Below are 18068 nucleotides of genomic sequence, written 5' to 3'. Positions count from 1 at the left end.
GGTTGAATGGCCAACTCTGCTATTAGCGTTTTTGAAAACCGCCGCAGCCAGTACGTTATTGGCAAGGATATTCCGCTCGGCCAAAAGGAGACGGCCGCGCTGATCCAGCAAGCGGTGAAGCTGGCGCCGTCGTCGTTCAACTCGCAAAGCTCGCGGGCGGTGATTCTGTTCAATGAGCAGCACGACCGGTTCTGGGAAATCGTGATGGACACGCTGCGCGAGATGGTGCCGCCGGAGTCCTTTGCGTCGACCGAGGAGAAGGTCAACCGTTTTGCCGCGGGCGCCGGTACGGTGCTGTTTTTCGAAGAACAGGACGTGATCAAAAACCTGCAGGAGAAGTTTCCGCTTTACGCCGACAACTTCCCGGTCTGGTCGGAGCACTCGACCGGTATCGCCCAGTTCGCGGTCTGGACGGCGCTGGCCGAGGCCAACATAGGCGCGAGCCTGCAGCATTACAACCCGATCATCGACGACGCGGTCGCCAAGGAGTGGGACCTGCCCACCACCTGGAAGCTTCGCGCGCAGATGCCGTTTGGCTCTCACGAAGCGCCCTTCGGTGAGAAAGAGTTCATGGATGACAGCGAGCGTTTCCGCGTTTTCTCCTAACAGATGCTGCAACGCATAGCGTGTGTAAGCGCTTACTTTTGAAGACGAGTAGCGTGAATCGAAAAGCCCCCGCAAGCAGTGCTTGCGGGGGCTTTTGCGTTGGCGGCTAACGAGATTAGCCGTTCTCCCCCTCTTTGGGGCTGGAGGTGGCCATAATGGTTTTCTGCATTTTGGCGCCTTCGCCTTTGGCGATGTCTTCGTGACTGAGCACCATGATATCCCGCGGCCACCACTCGGGATGTTGGTCGCGAATGAAGGTCAGCATTTTTTCACGAAGGTTCACCTCCGCGTACCAGCCAGCCAACGGCTCGGAGGTCACGAAATAGCACGTCAATGTTAATTGCGGGCCGTTCTGGGCCGTCACCGCGCACAGGAGGCGATGATGTTCGACGATATTCTCTTCTTGCTCCGCATACGCCATGAATTTCTTGCGCAGGGTGTCGATATTGGCGCTGATATGCAGCGTCAACTCCAAATAGCGGTAAAGCTTGGAGCTTTTCACCGACAGATTCTCGAACGGCTTGGAAACGAAGTAGGTGACCGGTACGACCAGGCGCCGCTCGTCCCACACCCGTAGGCGAATGTGGGTGTAGAAGATGCCTTCGACGTAGCTCCACTGCCCTTCGAACATGACCAGGTCGCCGATGCGAATGGGCTTGGCCAGCGACAGCTGAAAAGAGGAAAGAATATTGCCCAGGACCGCTTGGCCGGCGATACCCACCAGCACGGCGAGTACACTGGCAGAGGCGAGAATCGATAGCCCCAGGGTTTCGAAGAGCTGGATCTGGCTGATCACATAAAGCGACGTCCCAACCACGGTAAACAAAATGATCGCCCGGCGTATGGCGTAAAGCGAGGTCAGAAAACGGCGCTCGTCCCGGGACTTGGTATCGTCTATTTCGCCCACCAGCCGTTTGGCCATGCTCAAAAGGATCGTATCCACCAGGCGCAGCGCGATGGATCCAATCCCCCAGGCGATGACCATGATCAGCAGCACCCGAAACGTGGTGGTCGCCATGGCCGAGAACGAAACGACGTAATCCAACAGCACCTGGATAATGAAGGACACTGTCAAAAGCGCGACCGGCAGTTTGATGCGCAGGGCAAAAATGGTGACACTGCCCGCCGGCAGCAGTTTGGCCGTAACCCCTACGAGCTTGTAAAGCCCCCAGCCTAGTGCGCCGATCAGCCCCAAAAAGAGCGGAACGGCGATCCACTCCCAAAGCAGTAGCGGGCCCATGGAGACCTTGAAACGCTCCGGGAGCTGATCTTCGAGCCAGGAAGGGCCGTAGGCATCGTAGAGTAACGAGATAGAAGCCACACTTTCGGGCATGACCAGCCATATCGGCTCCTCATCCTCGACGAAGTAGCGCCCCATCCGAATATCATAGGTTTCGCCGCCGGTCTCGAGCGCTGTGAGCTCGATATCCCGGCGGGCTTGACCGGCCAGCGGGCTATCGGCATTGGTATTTTCGATCACCGCGTCCTGACGGGCGGGCAGGTTAGAGGCGGTCAGCCAATCACCGCGCTGCAAGACCTGGGCCAGTTGCATGGCCAGCTCCGCGCCGCGCTCGGGCTGCTCATCCGGCTCGAAATCCGAGAGGTTAAGCATATGCGCCGCCGCCGTATAGCTCTCCTCGCCGGTCAGCGTTAGAAAACTTCTGATCGCCTCGCGCGGGGTAACACGCGACACGTCCTCAGGCGGCTCGCCAAGGCCCACGTTAATCTCGTCGACCGTAAACCAAAGCCCGTCGCCGCTACCCCCGTCTTGCGTTTGCGCATAGCTTTCGCTCATAAACAAAAAAGCGATCAGACCAAACGCCCATAAAGGCCACAAGAGACTTCGTTTCATACGGTTTTCCATTGATAATGTTGGCCAAACGCGAGTGCGACCACTAACGCCGACATCGACTACGATTAACGACTATCGATTACTGATTATCGATTCGTGCTATAGGATATTGACGCACCAGCACTTGCTTCTGCCCAGGGCGCTCCCTATGGGCCTGAAAGGGGCGCGAAGCTTAACTCGCCGGACGCAGATTAACGCAACAACATGAGTTAACCACTACAATAAATCGTTCACCCAAGCGGCCATGTGGGTCACGACAATGATTCGTTTAAAACACCGCGCGCTCAAAAAAACAGCCGACACTCAAAAGGACACTATGGGTCTTCAAGAATTCGCACTAGGCGGGATTTATATTAGCCCACTGCTTGTGTATGCGCTGCTGGGTTTTATCCTGACGCTACTTTTACGGACGCTTTTGCACGTCACGCTCTCCGCCCGCGCGCTCTGGTTCGAAGCGTGGTTCGACGTATCGCTGTTCGTTATCATCACGGCGCTTATCGCGTTCATATTCACCGTTTTACTCGAGACTGCCTGATGCGCTCTTCGCTTCGCATACTGCTTACGCTTGTCATGGTGGCGCTGGCCATTGCCGCCGGCACCTGGCTTTGGCGCTACTATCTTTACACGCCCTGGACCCGCGATGGCCGGGTTCACGCCGACGTGATCACCATCTCGCCGGACGTCTCTGGCTGGGTGCGTTCGCTCAGCGTGACCGACACCGACTACGTAAACCAAGATGATCCGCTCTTTCAAATCGACCAGGCCCGCTACCAGGCAGCGCTAGACCAGGCCCGGGCTGAAGTCGCCCACCGCCAGGCCACCCTCGAACTCAACCGCGCCGAGGCCAACCGGCGAAACCAACTGGGTAACAGCCGGGCGATCAGCGAGGAGAATCAGCAGATCGCGCAGATCAACTCCCAGGTCGCGGCGGCGGATTTAGAACAGGCCCAGGCGGCACTGGCCAGCGCCGAGCTGGATCTTGAGCGCGCCAACGTCACCGCGCCGGCCAGCGGCCACGTACTCAACGTTCAGTTCAGCGCGGGTAACTTCGTCAATCGCGGTACGCCGATCATGGCGCTGATTCGCGAGAACTCTTACTACGTGGTGGGCTACTTCGAAGAGACCAAGATGAGCACGATCCGCGTTGGCGACCCGGCGGTGGTCACGCTGATGCAGGGCGATACCCGTATCCAGGGCCGGGTCGCGGGTATCGGCCGCGGCATCGCCGATTCCAACACCACGCTCAATGCTCAGCTTCTCCCCCAGGTCGCGCCCACGTTCAATTGGGTGCGTCTCGCCCAGCGCATTCCGGTGCGTATTGCCCTGGAGGAAATTCCCGACGAAACGCTTTTGAGCGTGGGCATGACCGCTACCGTGCGCATCCGTCAGGACGACGAGTAGCCCCATGCCGCCGCTTGTCAAAACCTACCTGATGCCCGAGATGTCGGCGGTCAAGTTCGCCATCAAGGCGACCCTTGCGATGATGCTGGCGCTCTATATCGCCCTGGCTTTCGATCTCGAGCGCCCCTACTGGGCGCTGATTTCCGCCGCCTTCTTACAGGTACGCCCGATGAGCGGCATGGTGATCGAGAAAGGCATCTGCCAACTGGGCGGCACCTTTATCGGGGTGGTGGCAGGTATCGTGATCATGGCGTTTTTTGCCCAGGCCCGGGTGCCCGCGCTCATTGCGCTGACGCTTTGGATTGCGCTGTGCACCTATGTCGGCTCGCTTTGGCGCAACAACTACACCTACGGCTGCCTGATGGCCGCCGTGACCGCCATGCTGATCGTGGTGATCGCCGGCGGCAGTACCCCGGCGGGTATTTTCAACGTGGCGATGGCCAGGCTCACCGAGCTTGGCCTGGGTGCCATTTGCGCGACCCTGGTCAGCTCGCTTCTATGGCCCTCACGGGTGGGCGGCCACCTGGCGCAGCAGGCGGATACGGTCATCAACAGCGCGTTCTCTCACGCGGCCCTGCGCCTGGAAGCAAGCGACGACCGCGACGCGATGCTCAAGGCGATGCGCGAGAGCCTGGGGGCGCTGACCATGCTTGAAACCGACAGCCAGGCAGCGCGTTTCGAAGGCCCGGAAGGCCCCGGGCGCATTCGCGCCTCCCACGTGCTTACGCGGCGTACGCTGCGCTTTTTGGCAAGCCTTTACGCCTTGCATCAGCTACTTTTCGAACACACCCAACGGCTCGACCCCACGAGCGTGGCCATTGCCCGCGAACTCGCCCAGGGGTTTCGCGATGCCGAGGACGTCAATGGGGTGGCCAACGCCCGCAAGCACCTGCAAGGGCTGCGTGCCCGGGTACACGAAAACGACGAAACGCACGCCCACCCACTAAGCCCGTTGGACCGCCGCCTGCGTCTGGGCCTGCGCGAAGTACTGGGCCATGCGATGATCATGCTGGACGCCCGCGAGGCGATCGCCGCACCCGGCGCCTATACATTGAAGGCAGGCCCGCTTGCCTGGCACCGCGACCGTGCGGCCGCCGCCATCAATGGGTTGCGCTCCGGGCTTGTGTTCGCCGGGCTCGCCACGTTCTGGATCGTCACGGCCTGGGACAGCGCCATGGTCGCCATGATGCTGGGCACGCTCTTCTCGGCGTTTTTCGCCACCCGAGACAACCCGGTGACGGTCACCGTGATGTTCTATAAGGGCATGCTCGCCGCCATTCCCAGCGCATTCATTTTTGGCCACGTGCTGCTCGCCCAAGTGCACGACTTCCCGCTGATGGCCGTGGTCTTCGGCACGCCGCTATTTTTGGGGCTGCTGGGGGCGACCAACCCGGCCACCATGGGCTACTGTCTGTCGTTCACCATCTTCAATATCCTGCTCACCATGCCGGGCAACGGTATGGATTTTTCCTTCGATAGCTTTGCCAACCGCGCGGTGGCAGCCATCATCGGGCTTACCACGGTGGTCACCGCGTTTCGCCTGCTGCCGGGCCTTGGCACGCGGCTTCGCCGGCGACGCCTGATCCGCGCTATCTCCCGCGATATACACGGCCTGCAGCGGCGCTCGATCACCCAAAGCGAAACTCGCTTTATTGGCCATATGGCCGACCGCCTTTTACAGCTGGCCCAGCACGACGACATGCTCGCCCAGGAGCAGCGCCACCTTTTCATCCTGGGGCTTACCGGGCTCGATATCGGCACGGCCACACTGCGCCTGCGCCACCGTTTCGACAACACGCCTCACTTGGCCATTCAACATGCTCATCAAACGCTGCTGCGCGCCCTCGCCCAGGGGTTCGAACAAAGCGCCCGCGGCCACGCGCCGCAAGGCATCCTCGAGGCCGGCCAGCAGCTCGATAAGGCGCTAAAAAACCACGACAACGAAAGTGTTGCCCACCGCGAGCTTTTAACCGGGCTGGTCGAACGCCTGGCGCTGTCCCTCGACCGCCTGGCCGACACCATGGCGAGCCAGCCCGGCCATCGCCCAAACGCCAGCACAGCGGCGGCGGGTTAGGCCGCTGGCACCGGGCGTTATCAACGAACTTTTCGTCTGGCCGCCTATCGAAGCACCGTTGACTAAAAGGGTTAGACAACCCGGCTAGAAGCATAAAAACTGAACAGAACGCGCCCTGGGGTACGACGCCCTAAAGGCTAGCGTCAGGGAGATACCGATGCTGATCAAAATCGCCAAACCCGGTGACCTGCACGAATCCGACGTCACACCCGAATCCGTCTACCTTAACCGGCGCCGCTTTTTAGGCGGCGTGGTGGGCCTGGGCGCGGGTCTTGCGTTTTCGGGGAACGTCAAGGCAAGCGAAGACTACGCCGATGTGCCAAGCGGGGAGGCACCGGCCTGGCTCGATGAAAAAATCGCCCAGACCGAGTGGCGCGCCGTCACGCCCCAGGACCCGGACAAGGACGCGCTGGCCCCCTTTGACGACGCCAGCGGCTACAACAACTTTTACGAATTCGGCACCGGCAAGAGCGACCCGGCCAAGCGCGCGGGGAGCCTTCAAACCGAGCCCTGGGGCGTGGTGGTCGACGGCGAGGTCAACAACGGCGGGCGCTTTACGCTGGAAGATATTGCCAGCCCCTCCCAGTTCGAAGAGCGCATCTACCGGCTGCGCTGCGTCGAGGCGTGGTCGATGGTCATTCCCTGGTTGGGCATTCCGCTTGCCGGTGTGATCCGCCGGGCCGACCCCACCAGCAAGGCCAAATACGTGCGCTTCGAGACGCTGGTCGAACCGGAACAGATGCCCGGGCAGCGCTCCTCCTTTGCGCTGATCGACTGGCCCTACGTGGAAGGGCTACGCCTGGACGAAGCCATGCACCCGCTGGCGATGCTCGCACTCGGCATGTACGGCCGCGAGCTGCCCAACCAGAACGGCGCGCCGCTAAGGCTGGTGGTGCCCTGGAAATACGGCTTCAAGAGCATCAAGTCGATCGTGCGGATTTCGCTGGTCGAAGAGCAGCCGGTCAACTCCTGGCAGTTGCTGGCCCCCAACGAGTACGGCTTCTACGCCAACGTGAACCCCCAGGTCGACCACCCGCGCTGGAGTCAGGCCACCGAACGGCGTCTGCCCAACAGCCTGTTCAGCCCGAACAACATCGATACGCGCATGTTCAACGGCTACGAAGACGAAGTCGCCAAGCTCTACGCCGGGATGGATTTAAGGACCAACTATTAAGGGCGGGGCGCGATTCATGGCGGGACAAGGCAAATGGCGACTATGGCGCGGGGCGGTGTTTTTAGCCGCGTTGGCGCCGCTCGTTTACTGGGGCTGGCAGGTGTATCAAAACGCGGCCGGGCCGGAACCCGGGCGCTACCTGCTGCTCAATATCGGGATCGGCGGGCTTTGGCTAATGCTTTTAACGCTTAGCCTGACCCCACTTTCCAAACTCACCCGCTGGAAGGGCTTTGCGCTGATTCGCCGCCAACTGGGCCTTTGGACATTGGCCTACGCCAGCCTGCACCTTTGCTGCTACGCGCTTTTCATACTCGGGCTCAACTGGGCGCTTTTGGGCGCCGAGATCGTCAAACGCCCCTACATCATCGTAGGGATGCTGGCGCTCATTGGGCTTGCGCTGCTGGGGGCCACGTCCAATCGCGCCGCCATGCGCAAACTTGGCAAGCGCTGGAAAACGCTGCACAAACTCGCCTATCCGATTCTGGGTTTGATGCTCCTGCACTTTTTCTGGGTGGTGCGCGCGGACATGCAGGAATGGGCCGTGTACGCCGCTATCGGTACGCTGCTGCTGGCTACCCGCCTGCCGCCGATTGCCCGGGCGCTGCCCAGGCTGCGTCAGCACTTGAAGCGCACGTGAGTGGAATGCGATGTCTTCCTGCCGGAGGGAAATAGCGCTTATTTTTTCCTGAACGCTTCGCTAAACGCTGCGGCTAGAATGCCCGTGGGCATGGCGATAAGCCCGATACCCGCCACCGCCGTGAGCCCGGCAAAGGATTTACCCAGCGCGGTGACCGGCGTTACGTCACCATAGCCGACCGTGGTCAAGGTCGCGATGCTCCACCAAAGCGCCCGAGGAACGCTCCCAAAAGCCTCTGGCTGCACATCGGCCTCTACCACATAGAGGCAGCACGAAGAGAACAGCAGCAAAAGCCCGGCGACGCCTGCACTTAGCCACAGCTCGTAGGCACGCGTTTTCAACGCATCAGCAAGCGACGACCAAGCCTGACTAAAGCGTCCCAAACGTGCCAAGCGTAGCATGCGCACCAGTCGTAGAAGGCGCAGTAAAAACGCGTTGTCATGATGTATGAAGCCGATGAAAAAAGGCAAAATAGCCACAAGATCGAGCAGCGCCCAAAACGAAAAGATATAGCGAAGCCGCCCCCTCACTCCGCGATAGCGCGGATTTTCGCCTACCGCGTAAAGCCGGACCAGATACTCGACGGTGAATAGCGCGACAAACAGCGCCTCCAGCGCGGTAAAAAGCTGCGGCGCCGGGTCGCGTAACGTCGACTCGGTTTCCAAAATGGCCGTAAGCGAAGCGAGTAGAATGAGTAGGCAGATCACCCGGTTAACGCCGGAAAGCCCTAACTGCGGGCGCGCCTCCGGTGCTAACTGACGATAAAGCTCGGCTCTTTTCATGCGTCGTCTCTTTAGGCTATCGGGTTAGGCTATCGGGCGTTTTTCAGAATACTACGCCGAACATCCGCTTACACTACCTTCGCCGTTTGAGATGCGGACATGAAAAAGCCTCTGGGCGAACCAGAGGCTTTTAGGCACATCGTTTAGCCCGTTATTCAGGACTCGACGTGAAACGCCATGGTGGCGTTGACCGCCTGTTTCCAGCCGGCGTAGAGGGCATCGCGTTTTTCCGCCTTCATTTCCGGGGTAAAGCGGCGCTCGATGGCCCACTGCTCGGAGATCTCTTCGCGAGACGCCCAGAACCCAACGGCCAAACCGGCCAGGTACGCAGCGCCGAGCGCAGTAGTCTCGTTTACCTCGCAGCGCAGTACGTCCACGCCCAGCATGTCGGCCTGGAACTGGGCGAGGAAGTCGTTACCGATCGCCCCGCCGTCGGCGCGCAGTTCGCTCAGGTCGAGCCCGGCGTCGGCCTGCATGGCTTTGAGTACGTCGGTGCTCTGATAGGCCAGCGACTCGACCGCCGCACGGATGAAGTGCTCTTTTTGGGTCCCCCGTGAGAGCCCGAACATGGCGCCGCGCACGTTGGAGTTCCAATACGGTGCGCCCAGGCCGGTAAACGCAGGCACCATATAAACGCCGTCGTTATCCTTGGCGCGGGTTGCGTAGGCTTCCGAATCCGATGCCTTGCCCAGCATGCGCATACCATCGCGCAGCCACTGAATGACCGAGCCCGCCACGAACACACTGCCTTCCAGGGCGTACTCCAGAGTGCCGTCCACTTCCCAGGCGACCGTGGTCAGAAGGCCGTTCTTGGAGGGCGTGGCGGTGGTGCCGGTGTTCATCAGGGTAAAGCAACCGGTGCCGTAGGTGTTCTTGGCCATACCCGGCTCGAAACAGGCCTGGCCGAACAGCGCCGCGTTCTGGTCGCCGGCGATACCGGCAATGGGAATCTCCTGGCCTACCAGGTACTTCGGTTGAATCTGACCGTACACTTCGCTGGAGGATTTTACTTCCGGCATCATTGAGGCCGGCACGCCGAAGAGCTCCAGAAGCTCCGGGTCCCACTGGCGATCGCGAATATTGAATAGCATGGTGCGCGAGGCGTTGCTGACATCGGTGACGTGCACCTTGCCGCCGGTCAAATTCCACACAAGCCAGGAATCGATCGTGCCGAATAGCAGATCGCCCTTCTCGGCTTTCTCCTTGACGCCCGTTACGTTCTCGAAAATCCACTTGAGCTTGGTGGCTGAGAAATAGGCGTCGATCACCAGGCCCGTTTTCTCACGAATCATGTCGGCGTGGCCGGCCTCGCGAAGCTCGTCGCAGATTTCGGCGGAGTGGCGCGACTGCCAAACGATAGCGTTGTGCACCGGCTGGCCGGTATTTTTGTCCCACACCACCGTGGTTTCGCGCTGGTTGGTGATACCGATGGACGCGATTTCGGTTACGTCCACGCCGCTTTGGTTGATCACCTCGGTCAGCGTGGTGAGCACGCTGGTCATGATCTCCCGCGGGCAGTGCTCGACCCAGCCGGGTTTGGTAAAGATCTGCTCGAACTCGTGCTGGGCCATGCTGGCAACGTGGCCTTCATGATCAAATAGCATTGCCCGTGAGCTGGTGGTGCCTTGATCGATCGCGAGAACGTATTTTTTCTGGCTCATGAAATGCCTCTCAAGCGTTGGCGTTTAGTTAAGAAAGTAACGGTAAAGTGTAAACGAATTAGTAAACGTGAGCGGCCAGCCCGGCAAGCGAGGCGCCGATCAATGGCCCCAGGACCGGGACCCAGGCGTAGGCCCAATTGCTACCCTGCTTGTGTTTGATGGGAAGCAGCGCGTGGGCAATGCGCGGACCCAGATCCCGCGCCGGGTTGATCGCGTAGCCGGTGGGGCCCCCAAGCGAGGCGCCGATCGAGACCACCAGCAGCGCCACTGCAAGCGGCCCAAGCCCGGACGGGGTGTTACCGAACATGATAATGACAAAGATCAGCACGAAGGTACCGATAATCTCGGTGACCAGGTTCCACCCCAACGCGGGGATCGCCGGGCCCGTGGAGAACGTCGCCAAAATAGCCGGGGCCTGTTCGGTGGCATCATAATGCTTTTTGTAGGCCAAATAGCACACGAGCGCTCCCAAAAAGGCGCCGATCACTTCAGAGATCAGGTAGGCCAACGTCGTCATCGCGGTCACGGGAATGCCTGGCGCGTACTCGCTGGCCGGGCTCATCAATAAACCGATGGTTACCGCCGGGTTGATATGCGCCCCGGTATCGAAGGCAACGTATACCGCGCAAAACACCGCCAGCCCCCAGCCGAAAAAGATAACGATGCTATCGCTTCCGTTGCCATTGGTGCCCTTGAGCAGCACATTGGCCACGACCCCGCAGCCCAGAAGCGTCAGGATGGCCGTGCCGGCGATTTCGTGTAGAAAAATGGTTGCAAACATCGTTATCCAACTTTTGGGTTTATTACTTCTTTTGGGTTTATTGCTTCACCCGCCCTGCCCGCGCGGTGCAACCGGAAGCGACGGTATTTTCAATTCCGAAAATACCATGTTCTTTTTGGCATCCTATCGGGGGCATTGGAAAAAACAATACAAAAATCCGAAAAAGCCGGCTAATTTGGTTTATAAATTTGATTATAAACGATTTTCTTTTATGTTAGACATTAGTTCATTACGTTGTTTTACGGACAGAAAAAGAAGGCTAGGCGTTTTCATGAAAACGCATTTTTGTCAATTATCGAAAAAATAGACGTAGTCCCATGCTTTTACCAGGGCGCGGCTGGCTCGGTAAAAGAGCGTGACGACAAGGAAAGCTTTCTAAGCTCGCTAAACGTCTCCTATACTCAGCCTAACGGCTCATAGAGCGGCAAACCACGAGCCCGTCTGGAACGCGGTCTTCCCAAGCGGCAACCGCATCGGGTCATTCATCAAGGAGGAGCGCACCATGCAGGCATCTGCACACCCTACTTACCGTAGCGGGATCCACCCGCTTCACGCCGTACTGCTGGCCGGTATGCTACCGCTTTTTTTGGGGGCGGCGCTCACCGACTACGCCTACTCGTCGAGCTACCATATTCAGTGGGCAACCTTTGCCTCCTGGCTGATCGCAGGGGGACTGATCTTCAACGGCTTCGCGATTCTCGCCGCTTTAATCGGCTTGTTCCGCGCCGACCACCGCACGACGCGCTCCTTTCTTTACCTGGCGCTTTTGGTCGTGACCTGGGCGCTGGGCCTGGTTAACGCGCTCGTCCACGCCAGGGATGCCTGGGCGATGATGCCCACCGGGCTCGTGCTATCGGTGGTGATCACTCTGCTGAGCCTGGTAGCGATTTTTTTGGGTTTTACCCGTACGCGCGCTGTTGGAGTAGCTTCATGAATGTCTTTCGTCTCAAATATTTAACCCCGCTTTCCGCGCTTTTAGTGGCCACCGGCGTCAACGCCGCCGACGTCGAACAGCCCTATGGCCCCAACCCGACCCTGCCCGAGCCCGAGCGCGGCTTGCTGCCGGACATGACCGTTCCCGAGCCCGCCGAATGGGGCGATGCAAAGCCCACCGTGCCCGAGGGCTATACGATTACCGCCATCGGCACCGATCTGATGGTGCCGCGCCAAACCATCGTGCTGCCTAACGGGGATATCCTGGTGGCGGAAGGCAGCGGCGGTAACGCCCCGCAGCTCAAGCCCAAGGATGTCATCGCCGGCTACATCAAAAGCCAGGGCAACACCTCGGTCGAAAGCGGCGACCGCCTGACGATTTTGCGCCCCAACGGCGACGGCACCTACGAGCAGTCCATCTTTGCCGAAGACCTCAACGCGCCTTACGGGCTCGCGTTGATCGACGATGGTCTGTTCGTGGCCAACCAGGATGCGCTGGTACGTTTCGATTACGAAGAGGGCCAGCTCGAGGCCGAGGGCGCCCCGGAAGTGATTGCCCAACTGCCCGCCGAGATCAACCATCACTGGACCAAGGCGATGGTCGCAAGCGCCGATGGCGAGTATCTCTACGTGGGCATCGGCTCGAACAGCAACATCACCGAGCGCGGAATGGACGCCGAGGTGAACCGGGCCGAGGTGTGGGAAATCGACGCCGAGACCGGGGCTCACCGCCCCTACGCCACGGGCCTGCGAAACCCCACCGACTTCGCCATTCAACCGGAGACCGACCAGCTCTGGGCAGTGGTCAACGAGCGTGACGAGCTGGGCCCGGACCTGGTGCCGGACTACCTCACCTCGGTGCAGGAAGGCGGCTTTTACGGCTGGCCCTACAGCTACTGGGGCCAACACGTCGACCCGCGCGTGCAGCCGCAAAAGCCGGATTTGGTCGACGCCGCGATCGCCCCGGACTACAGCCTGAGCTCCCACGTCGCGCCCCTGGGGGTCGCCTTCTCGATCCCCGAGGTAGGCGATGACTACGCCGACGGCGTGTTCGTTGGTGAACACGGTAGCTGGAACCGCGCCGATCCGGTCGGTTACAAGGTGGTGTTCATCCCGTTCGAGAACGGCAGCCCCGCCGGTGACCCGGTCGATTTCGCCAGCGGCTTTTTGACCGAAGACGGCAACGCCCTGGGTCGCCCGGTCGGCGTTACCGTGGCCCCGGATGGCGCGGTCATCGTCGCCGATGACCTGACCAACGTGGTGTGGCGGATTACCCCGGACAACCCGCCGGTGACCGCCTCTGAGCAAAGCGCTGACGAGCCGTCGGCTTCTGAGGAAGATGAAGATACCTCGGAGCAAACGCTACAAGACGCCCCGGAAGCAGACACAGAAGCACCCGACGAGCAAGATCCCGACGCGGACACGTCCGAGTCATAAGCCCCTTGCCCGGCGAGCCACCCTCGCCGGGCATTCCTGCCTTTCCCCTCTGTTTTTCCCCTCTGCTTCCCTTCTCCCCTTTAGATATCGAGCTTCAGCGCCTTGAGCCGGTCTTCATCGATCGCGATGCCAAGCCCGGGTGATAACCCGGTGGTCGTTAGCAAAGGCGTCACCGGTGCGTATTATGGTGTAAGGCGTGCCCATATTGACTACGCTCTTATTCCCGGACGTTGAATAATACGTTCGTGCAAGGGCTTAATCCTGCAGCCCAAACGTTCATCCGAGCGCCTAAGCCAAGGGTAACGAGCCGCAAGGAAAGCAGCGATGCGCGTGCTTGCAATGCAGACTCAAGGAGAAACCTGCCATGATCGAAACAATCGAAGATCTCGAGGCCATTAAACGGGTCTGCCAGAAGAAGGTGAAACGCAGTTCGACCCTTTCCGCCGGGGCCGCCGTGATCCCCGTTCCGGGGCTGGATATCGGCTCCGACGTGGCGATCCTGCTGCGTCTGATTCCCCAAATCAACGAGCAGTTCGGCCTGACCCCCGAGCAGATCGACGAACTCGATACCGAATCCAAGGTAATGATGATGACCGCGATTTCGAATACGGGCAGCCAGATGGCCGGCAAGTACATCACCCGTAAGCTGGTCATCAACCTGCTGCAGAAAATGGGCTTCAAGGTGGCCACCAAGGGGGCCTCGAAGTTCGTACCGATCATCGGTAGCGCCGTAGCGGGCAGTATCAGCTATACCGCCATGAAGTATATGGGCAACAAACATATCGAGGACTGCTACCGCATCGCCCACGAGACGCTGGACCAGCGCCGCCTGAGCGAGCGCGAACCCATCGACATCACCCCGGCCCCGGTCGAGTCACGCAACGACGATTGAGGCCATCTCGATCACGGGGCAAATTTAGTTTAGAACCCCAGCGCTCGCCGGCGAAGCGGACGCAGCGCGAAAAACGCAAGCACCAGCAGCGCCGCCCACTCGAGCGCCGGGGGCAAAAGCGCCTGAACCTGCCCCGCTTGGCTAACCGGGTCGAACCCGGTCCACGCCAGCAAAATATCCACGCCCCAACCAATCAGCACCGTGACCACCAAAATGGCCGCCAGGTAAACTGCCAGCGCTTGGCTACCCAGCTCACGGCGGAAAACGCCCAGCGTTGCCAGGCTGGTAATCGGGCCGGCCAGCAAGAAGACCAGCGCCATGCCCGGGGTGATGCCTGCCATTAAAAGCCCGGCCGCGATAGGCGTGGCCGCCGCCGCGCATACGTAAAGCGGAATACCGATAATCGCCATCAAACCCAGTGCCAAGGGCCCGCCGGAAAACCGGGCGAGCGCCTCGGGCGAGACCCAGGTCATGAGCACGCCGGCCAGCAGGAGCCCTGCAAATATCCAGACACTGAAGTCATCCAGCAAATCGCTGAACGCGTAGCGAAGCCCGGCCCGTAAGCCACCGGGCGGGTTGGCTTCTTTAGGCGCCGAGCCACACCCACCCGAGGCGCAGCAGCTCGAAACCGGCGCAGCGGGCGCGGCCCGCTCACCGGTCAGGCTGACCAAAATGCCCGTCACGATCGCGGTGACTAGTGCCCCTAGCACGCGCAAAAGCGCCATTAAAGGCCCCAGTAGCGCGCTGGTGAGAAAAATCGAGTCCACGCCGACGCCGGGGGTGCTGATCAAAAACGACGTAGTGGGCCCGCGCCCGGCCCCGCCGCGGTGAAGTGCCATCGCCGTGGGAATGGCGCCGCAGGAGCAAAGCGGTAGCGGCATGCCGATGATCGAAGCACGCAGAATGCTGCCAAGGCCCGAACCGCCCAGCCAGCGCATCAGCAAGCGCTCGGAAAGCCAGGCTTTGACCAGCCCGGCCACGAACAGCCCCAGCAAAAGCCAAGGCGCCGCGCTTAGTGCAACGCTTAGCAAACTCGTCATCATCTCCATCGTCGTCTCCCGCTGGTGGACCGAGTAGATATGCACCAAGATAAACCCTGTAACCATTACAGGGTCAAGCCAATGAAACCGTCCTACCGTATCGGAGAAATCGCCAAACAGACCGGCTGCTCGCCAGAGAGTATCCGCCATTACGAAAAGCGTGGGCTCATCACGCCCCCTGCCCGGGGTGAGCAGGGCTATCGGCTTTACAGCCAGGCCTCGCTCGAGCGTATCAACTTTATTCGCCACGGCCGCCACCTGGGCCTCGACCTTTCTACCATTCAAGAATTGCTGGCGCTTTCCGACCAGCCCAACAACGACTGCGCCGCGGTGGATGCCATCGCCAGCCGCCACCTGGCGCAGTTGGAAGAGCGCATCAAGGCGCTCGAGTCCCTGGCAGGCGAGCTTCGCCAGGTGATCGGCCAGTGCCGTGGGGGCGACACCGCCCACTGCCAAATCATTCAAACGCTTTATCAGCAGTGATTAGAGGACGGGAGCTAAAAGAACTTCATAAAAATTAAATATAAATAATTCTCATGTAGATTTACATAAGATAACCGTTTTTATATGATCCAGCGTAGCCATAGATATAACGCCTGTTTATAAGGCATATAACGCTCGCTCAAGGGATCCTATGAAAACCGCACCTTTTGCCGTCTACACGGCGGTTTCGGCGCTAACCTGCGTAAGCCTGCTAGGCGCCGGTAACGCCATGGCGCAAACCGATAACGACGTTCAGGCACTCGAAACCGTGACGGTGATTGGCACCAACCTCTACGAAAACGTTGGCTACACACGTAGAAGCACCACCGCCGGCACGGGCCTGACGCTTAGCCAAAAAGAGCTGCCCCAGGCGATCAGTATCGTGACCGAGCAGCGCATTCGCGACCAAAACCTCGATTCCATCGAAGACGTGCTGGCCAATACCACCGGTATCGCCGCGCGCCCTATCGACAGCGAACGCGTCGGCTTTTACTCCCGCGGTTTTCGGATCAACAGCTACCAGTATGACGGGATCCCGACCCTCAACCGGGACAGCCGCTGGTATTTCGGCGAGGGCCGGCTCAATACGGCGATTTACGATCGCGTCGAAGTCATTCGCGGCGCCAACGGACTGGTGACCGGCTCGGGCAACCCGGGGGCCTCGGTCGACTTCGTACGCAAACGCGCCGATAGCCGCGAATTCGAAGGCTCGGTTTCCGGTACGCTGGGTAGTTGGGACAAGCGCGGTAGCACCGTGGATTTAACCACGCCGCTGAGCGCCTCGGGCGACGTGCGCGCCCGTTTTATCGGCGGCTATGAAGAGGGCGGCGCGCACCTGGACCGCCAGGACAAGCGCCGCACCTTCGGCTACGGGGTGGTCGACGCCGACGTCACCGACAACACGACACTTTCGCTGGGCTTCGATTATCAGGACAGTCACACTTCTTCGCCCACCTGGGGCGGGCTGCCGCTTTGGTACAGCGATGGCACCCGCACCGACTACTCGCGTTCGTTCAGCGTAGCGCCGGACTGGTCCTACTACGACTTCGAGTCGGAAAAAGTCTTCGCCGAGCTAAGCCACCGCTTCGACAACGACTGGCAGGTGCGCGTGGTGGGCACCCATGAAGAGACCGATATGGACGGTAAACTGGCCTACCCCTACGTGGAAGGCACCCTGCCCGACCGGCTGGATGGCAGTGGCGTGTCCTTCTATACCGGCTGGAACCGCGGCCAGCGCGAAGTCGACTCCGTCGATGCCCAGGCAAGCGGGCCCTTCACGCTGCTGGGCCGCGAGCACGAGCTGGTCGTCGGCGCCAACTACAGCGAGCAAACCAACGACTACGAGAACACCTTCATCGACGGCTTCGAGGCCGATGATTTCAACCGCTACAACGGGGCGGCGCCCAATGAAGGCTGGGCGCCCTTCACACCCTCCGAGGCGGCCAGCACGCGGCAAAAAGCCGTTTACACCGCCGCGCGCTTTTCACTGGCCGACCCGCTCACCCTGATAGCCGGGGCGCGCTACACCGAATGGAGCGGCATGACCCAAACCGCGCGCAGCAATGACAGCCAAAGCACCTACGAAGTCACTCCCTACGGCGGCCTGGTGTATGACTTCAACGACACCTACTCCGCGTTTGCAAGCTACACCGAAATCTTCGAGCCCCAGGATTTCCGCGACCCCGCCAGCACCTACCTGGACCCGGTAGTGGGCAAAAGTTACGAAACCGGTCTCAAGGCCGCCTGGTTCAACGGTTTGCTGAACGGCTCGGCCTCGATATTTCGCATCGAGCAGGACAACGTCGCCGCGGCCCTGCCCATGGCGCCGGGCCAAACCGAAACCTTCTACACCGGTGTGGACGGCGTGGTCAGCGAAGGCTTCGAAGTAGAGCTTAGCGGCGCGGTGACCGAGGACCTGGACATGACCCTGGGCTACTCCCACTTCACCGCCAAGGACGACGAAGACGTCCTCAACATCGACCAGCCGCGTTCGCTGTTCAACCTTTTCGCAAGCTACAGCGTACCCCAACACCGGGAGCTGACCCTGGGCGGGGGCGTGAACTGGCAAAGCAGCCTGGTCGCCAACGGCCTGACCACCCCGGCGGGTCTGCCCAGCGAGTTCGAGCAGGGAAGCTACACCCTGACCAACCTGTTCGGACGCTACCAGTTCACCTCGGACCTTAGCCTGCAGGTCAACCTGAAAAACCTCTTCGACGAGAAGTACTACAGCCACGTGGGCGGCTACGGCGTGTACGGCGAGCCGCGCAGCATCTCCTCCACGCTGCGCTACGACTTCTAGGCAAACCACGCTACCC

At 60.3% G+C, this 18068-nt stretch carries 16 protein-coding genes; 11 read left to right on the top strand and 5 right to left on the bottom strand.

The window, feature by feature from the left end:
* Positions 1-6: 6 nt before the first annotated feature.
* A complete protein-coding gene (locus tag ACWFVE_RS03655; RefSeq protein ID WP_447527933.1) occupies positions 7-606 on the top strand; it encodes a nitroreductase family protein in 600 nt (199 codons plus the stop codon).
* A 115-nt stretch (positions 607-721) separates the two neighbouring features.
* Here the strand turns inward: ACWFVE_RS03655 and ACWFVE_RS03650 are convergent, their stop codons facing one another.
* On the bottom strand, positions 722-2458 hold the full coding sequence (locus ACWFVE_RS03650) for a mechanosensitive ion channel family protein (protein ID WP_447527932.1): 1737 nt from the start codon (positions 2456-2458) through the stop codon (positions 722-724).
* A gap of 316 nt (positions 2459-2774) precedes the next feature.
* Between ACWFVE_RS03650 and ACWFVE_RS03645 the strand changes: the two genes are divergently transcribed.
* The 5 genes from ACWFVE_RS03645 to msrQ all read left to right on the top strand — a co-directional run bounded on the left by ACWFVE_RS03645 (position 2775) and on the right by msrQ (position 7744).
* Positions 2775-2993: a DUF1656 domain-containing protein gene (locus tag ACWFVE_RS03645; protein ID WP_447527931.1), complete on the top strand. Its 219-nt coding sequence runs from the start codon at positions 2775-2777 to the stop codon at positions 2991-2993.
* The gene (locus ACWFVE_RS03640; protein ID WP_447527930.1) at positions 2993-3859 is read left to right on the top strand and encodes an efflux RND transporter periplasmic adaptor subunit; all 867 of its coding nucleotides are present in this window, start codon (positions 2993-2995) and stop codon (positions 3857-3859) included. Before ACWFVE_RS03645 ends, ACWFVE_RS03640 begins: the two co-directional genes overlap by 1 nt.
* A 4-nt stretch (positions 3860-3863) precedes the next feature.
* Positions 3864-5933 (top strand): FUSC family protein, encoded by a 2070-nt coding sequence (locus ACWFVE_RS03635; RefSeq protein ID WP_447527929.1) that lies wholly within the window; start codon positions 3864-3866, stop codon positions 5931-5933.
* 157 nt (positions 5934-6090) lie between these two features.
* The gene (gene msrP / locus ACWFVE_RS03630; RefSeq protein ID WP_447527928.1) at positions 6091-7107 is read left to right on the top strand and encodes a protein-methionine-sulfoxide reductase catalytic subunit MsrP; all 1017 of its coding nucleotides are present in this window, start codon (positions 6091-6093) and stop codon (positions 7105-7107) included.
* Positions 7108-7123: 16 nt separating this feature from the next.
* A complete protein-coding gene (gene msrQ / locus ACWFVE_RS03625; RefSeq protein WP_447527927.1) occupies positions 7124-7744 on the top strand; it encodes a protein-methionine-sulfoxide reductase heme-binding subunit MsrQ in 621 nt (206 codons plus the stop codon).
* Between the two features lie 38 nt (positions 7745-7782).
* Here msrQ and ACWFVE_RS03620 read toward each other — a convergent pair whose 3' ends face one another.
* The 3 genes from ACWFVE_RS03620 to ACWFVE_RS03610 form a co-directional block, all read right to left on the bottom strand.
* Entirely contained in the window at positions 7783-8526 is a 744-nt protein-coding gene (locus ACWFVE_RS03620; protein WP_447527926.1) for an ion transporter, read from the bottom strand.
* Between the two features lie 155 nt (positions 8527-8681).
* Positions 8682-10187, bottom strand: a complete 1506-nt coding sequence (gene glpK / locus ACWFVE_RS03615; RefSeq protein ID WP_447527925.1) for a glycerol kinase GlpK — start codon at positions 10185-10187, stop codon at positions 8682-8684.
* Between the two features lie 58 nt (positions 10188-10245).
* Complete coding sequence (locus ACWFVE_RS03610; protein ID WP_447527924.1) at positions 10246-10968, bottom strand: MIP/aquaporin family protein; 723 nt, start codon at positions 10966-10968, stop codon at positions 10246-10248.
* A 502-nt stretch (positions 10969-11470) separates the two neighbouring features.
* Here ACWFVE_RS03610 and ACWFVE_RS03605 point away from each other — a divergent pair.
* From ACWFVE_RS03605 to ACWFVE_RS03595, 3 genes are all read left to right on the top strand, one after another.
* Positions 11471-11902 carry a DUF2231 domain-containing protein gene (locus tag ACWFVE_RS03605; RefSeq protein ID WP_447527923.1) on the top strand — a complete coding sequence of 144 codons (432 nt, stop codon included), beginning with the start codon at positions 11471-11473 and terminating at the stop codon, positions 11900-11902.
* Positions 11899-13338, top strand: a complete 1440-nt coding sequence (locus ACWFVE_RS03600) for a PQQ-dependent sugar dehydrogenase (protein ID WP_447527922.1) — start codon at positions 11899-11901, stop codon at positions 13336-13338. The genes ACWFVE_RS03605 and ACWFVE_RS03600 overlap by 4 nt, the downstream gene beginning before the upstream one ends.
* A gap of 364 nt (positions 13339-13702) precedes the next feature.
* Positions 13703-14230, top strand: coding sequence for a hypothetical protein (locus ACWFVE_RS03595; RefSeq protein ID WP_447527921.1), 528 nt, complete (start codon positions 13703-13705; stop codon positions 14228-14230).
* Positions 14231-14259: 29 nt separating this feature from the next.
* Here ACWFVE_RS03595 and ACWFVE_RS03590 read toward each other — a convergent pair whose 3' ends face one another.
* On the bottom strand, positions 14260-15279 hold the full coding sequence (locus ACWFVE_RS03590; RefSeq protein WP_447527920.1) for an SO_0444 family Cu/Zn efflux transporter: 1020 nt from the start codon (positions 15277-15279) through the stop codon (positions 14260-14262).
* A gap of 72 nt (positions 15280-15351) precedes the next feature.
* Here ACWFVE_RS03590 and ACWFVE_RS03585 point away from each other — a divergent pair, with 72 nt between their 5' ends.
* Both ACWFVE_RS03585 and fhuE read left to right on the top strand, forming a co-directional pair.
* Entirely contained in the window at positions 15352-15753 is a 402-nt protein-coding gene (locus ACWFVE_RS03585) for a MerR family transcriptional regulator (protein WP_447527919.1), read from the top strand.
* 151 nt (positions 15754-15904) lie between these two features.
* A complete protein-coding gene (gene fhuE, locus ACWFVE_RS03580; RefSeq protein ID WP_447527918.1) occupies positions 15905-18052 on the top strand; it encodes a ferric-rhodotorulic acid/ferric-coprogen receptor FhuE in 2148 nt (715 codons plus the stop codon).
* Positions 18053-18068 lie beyond the last annotated feature (16 nt).

The sequence above is a fragment of the Vreelandella mediterranea genome (assembly GCF_970647075.1).
This window is presented reverse-complemented; position numbering and strand designations above follow the sequence as displayed.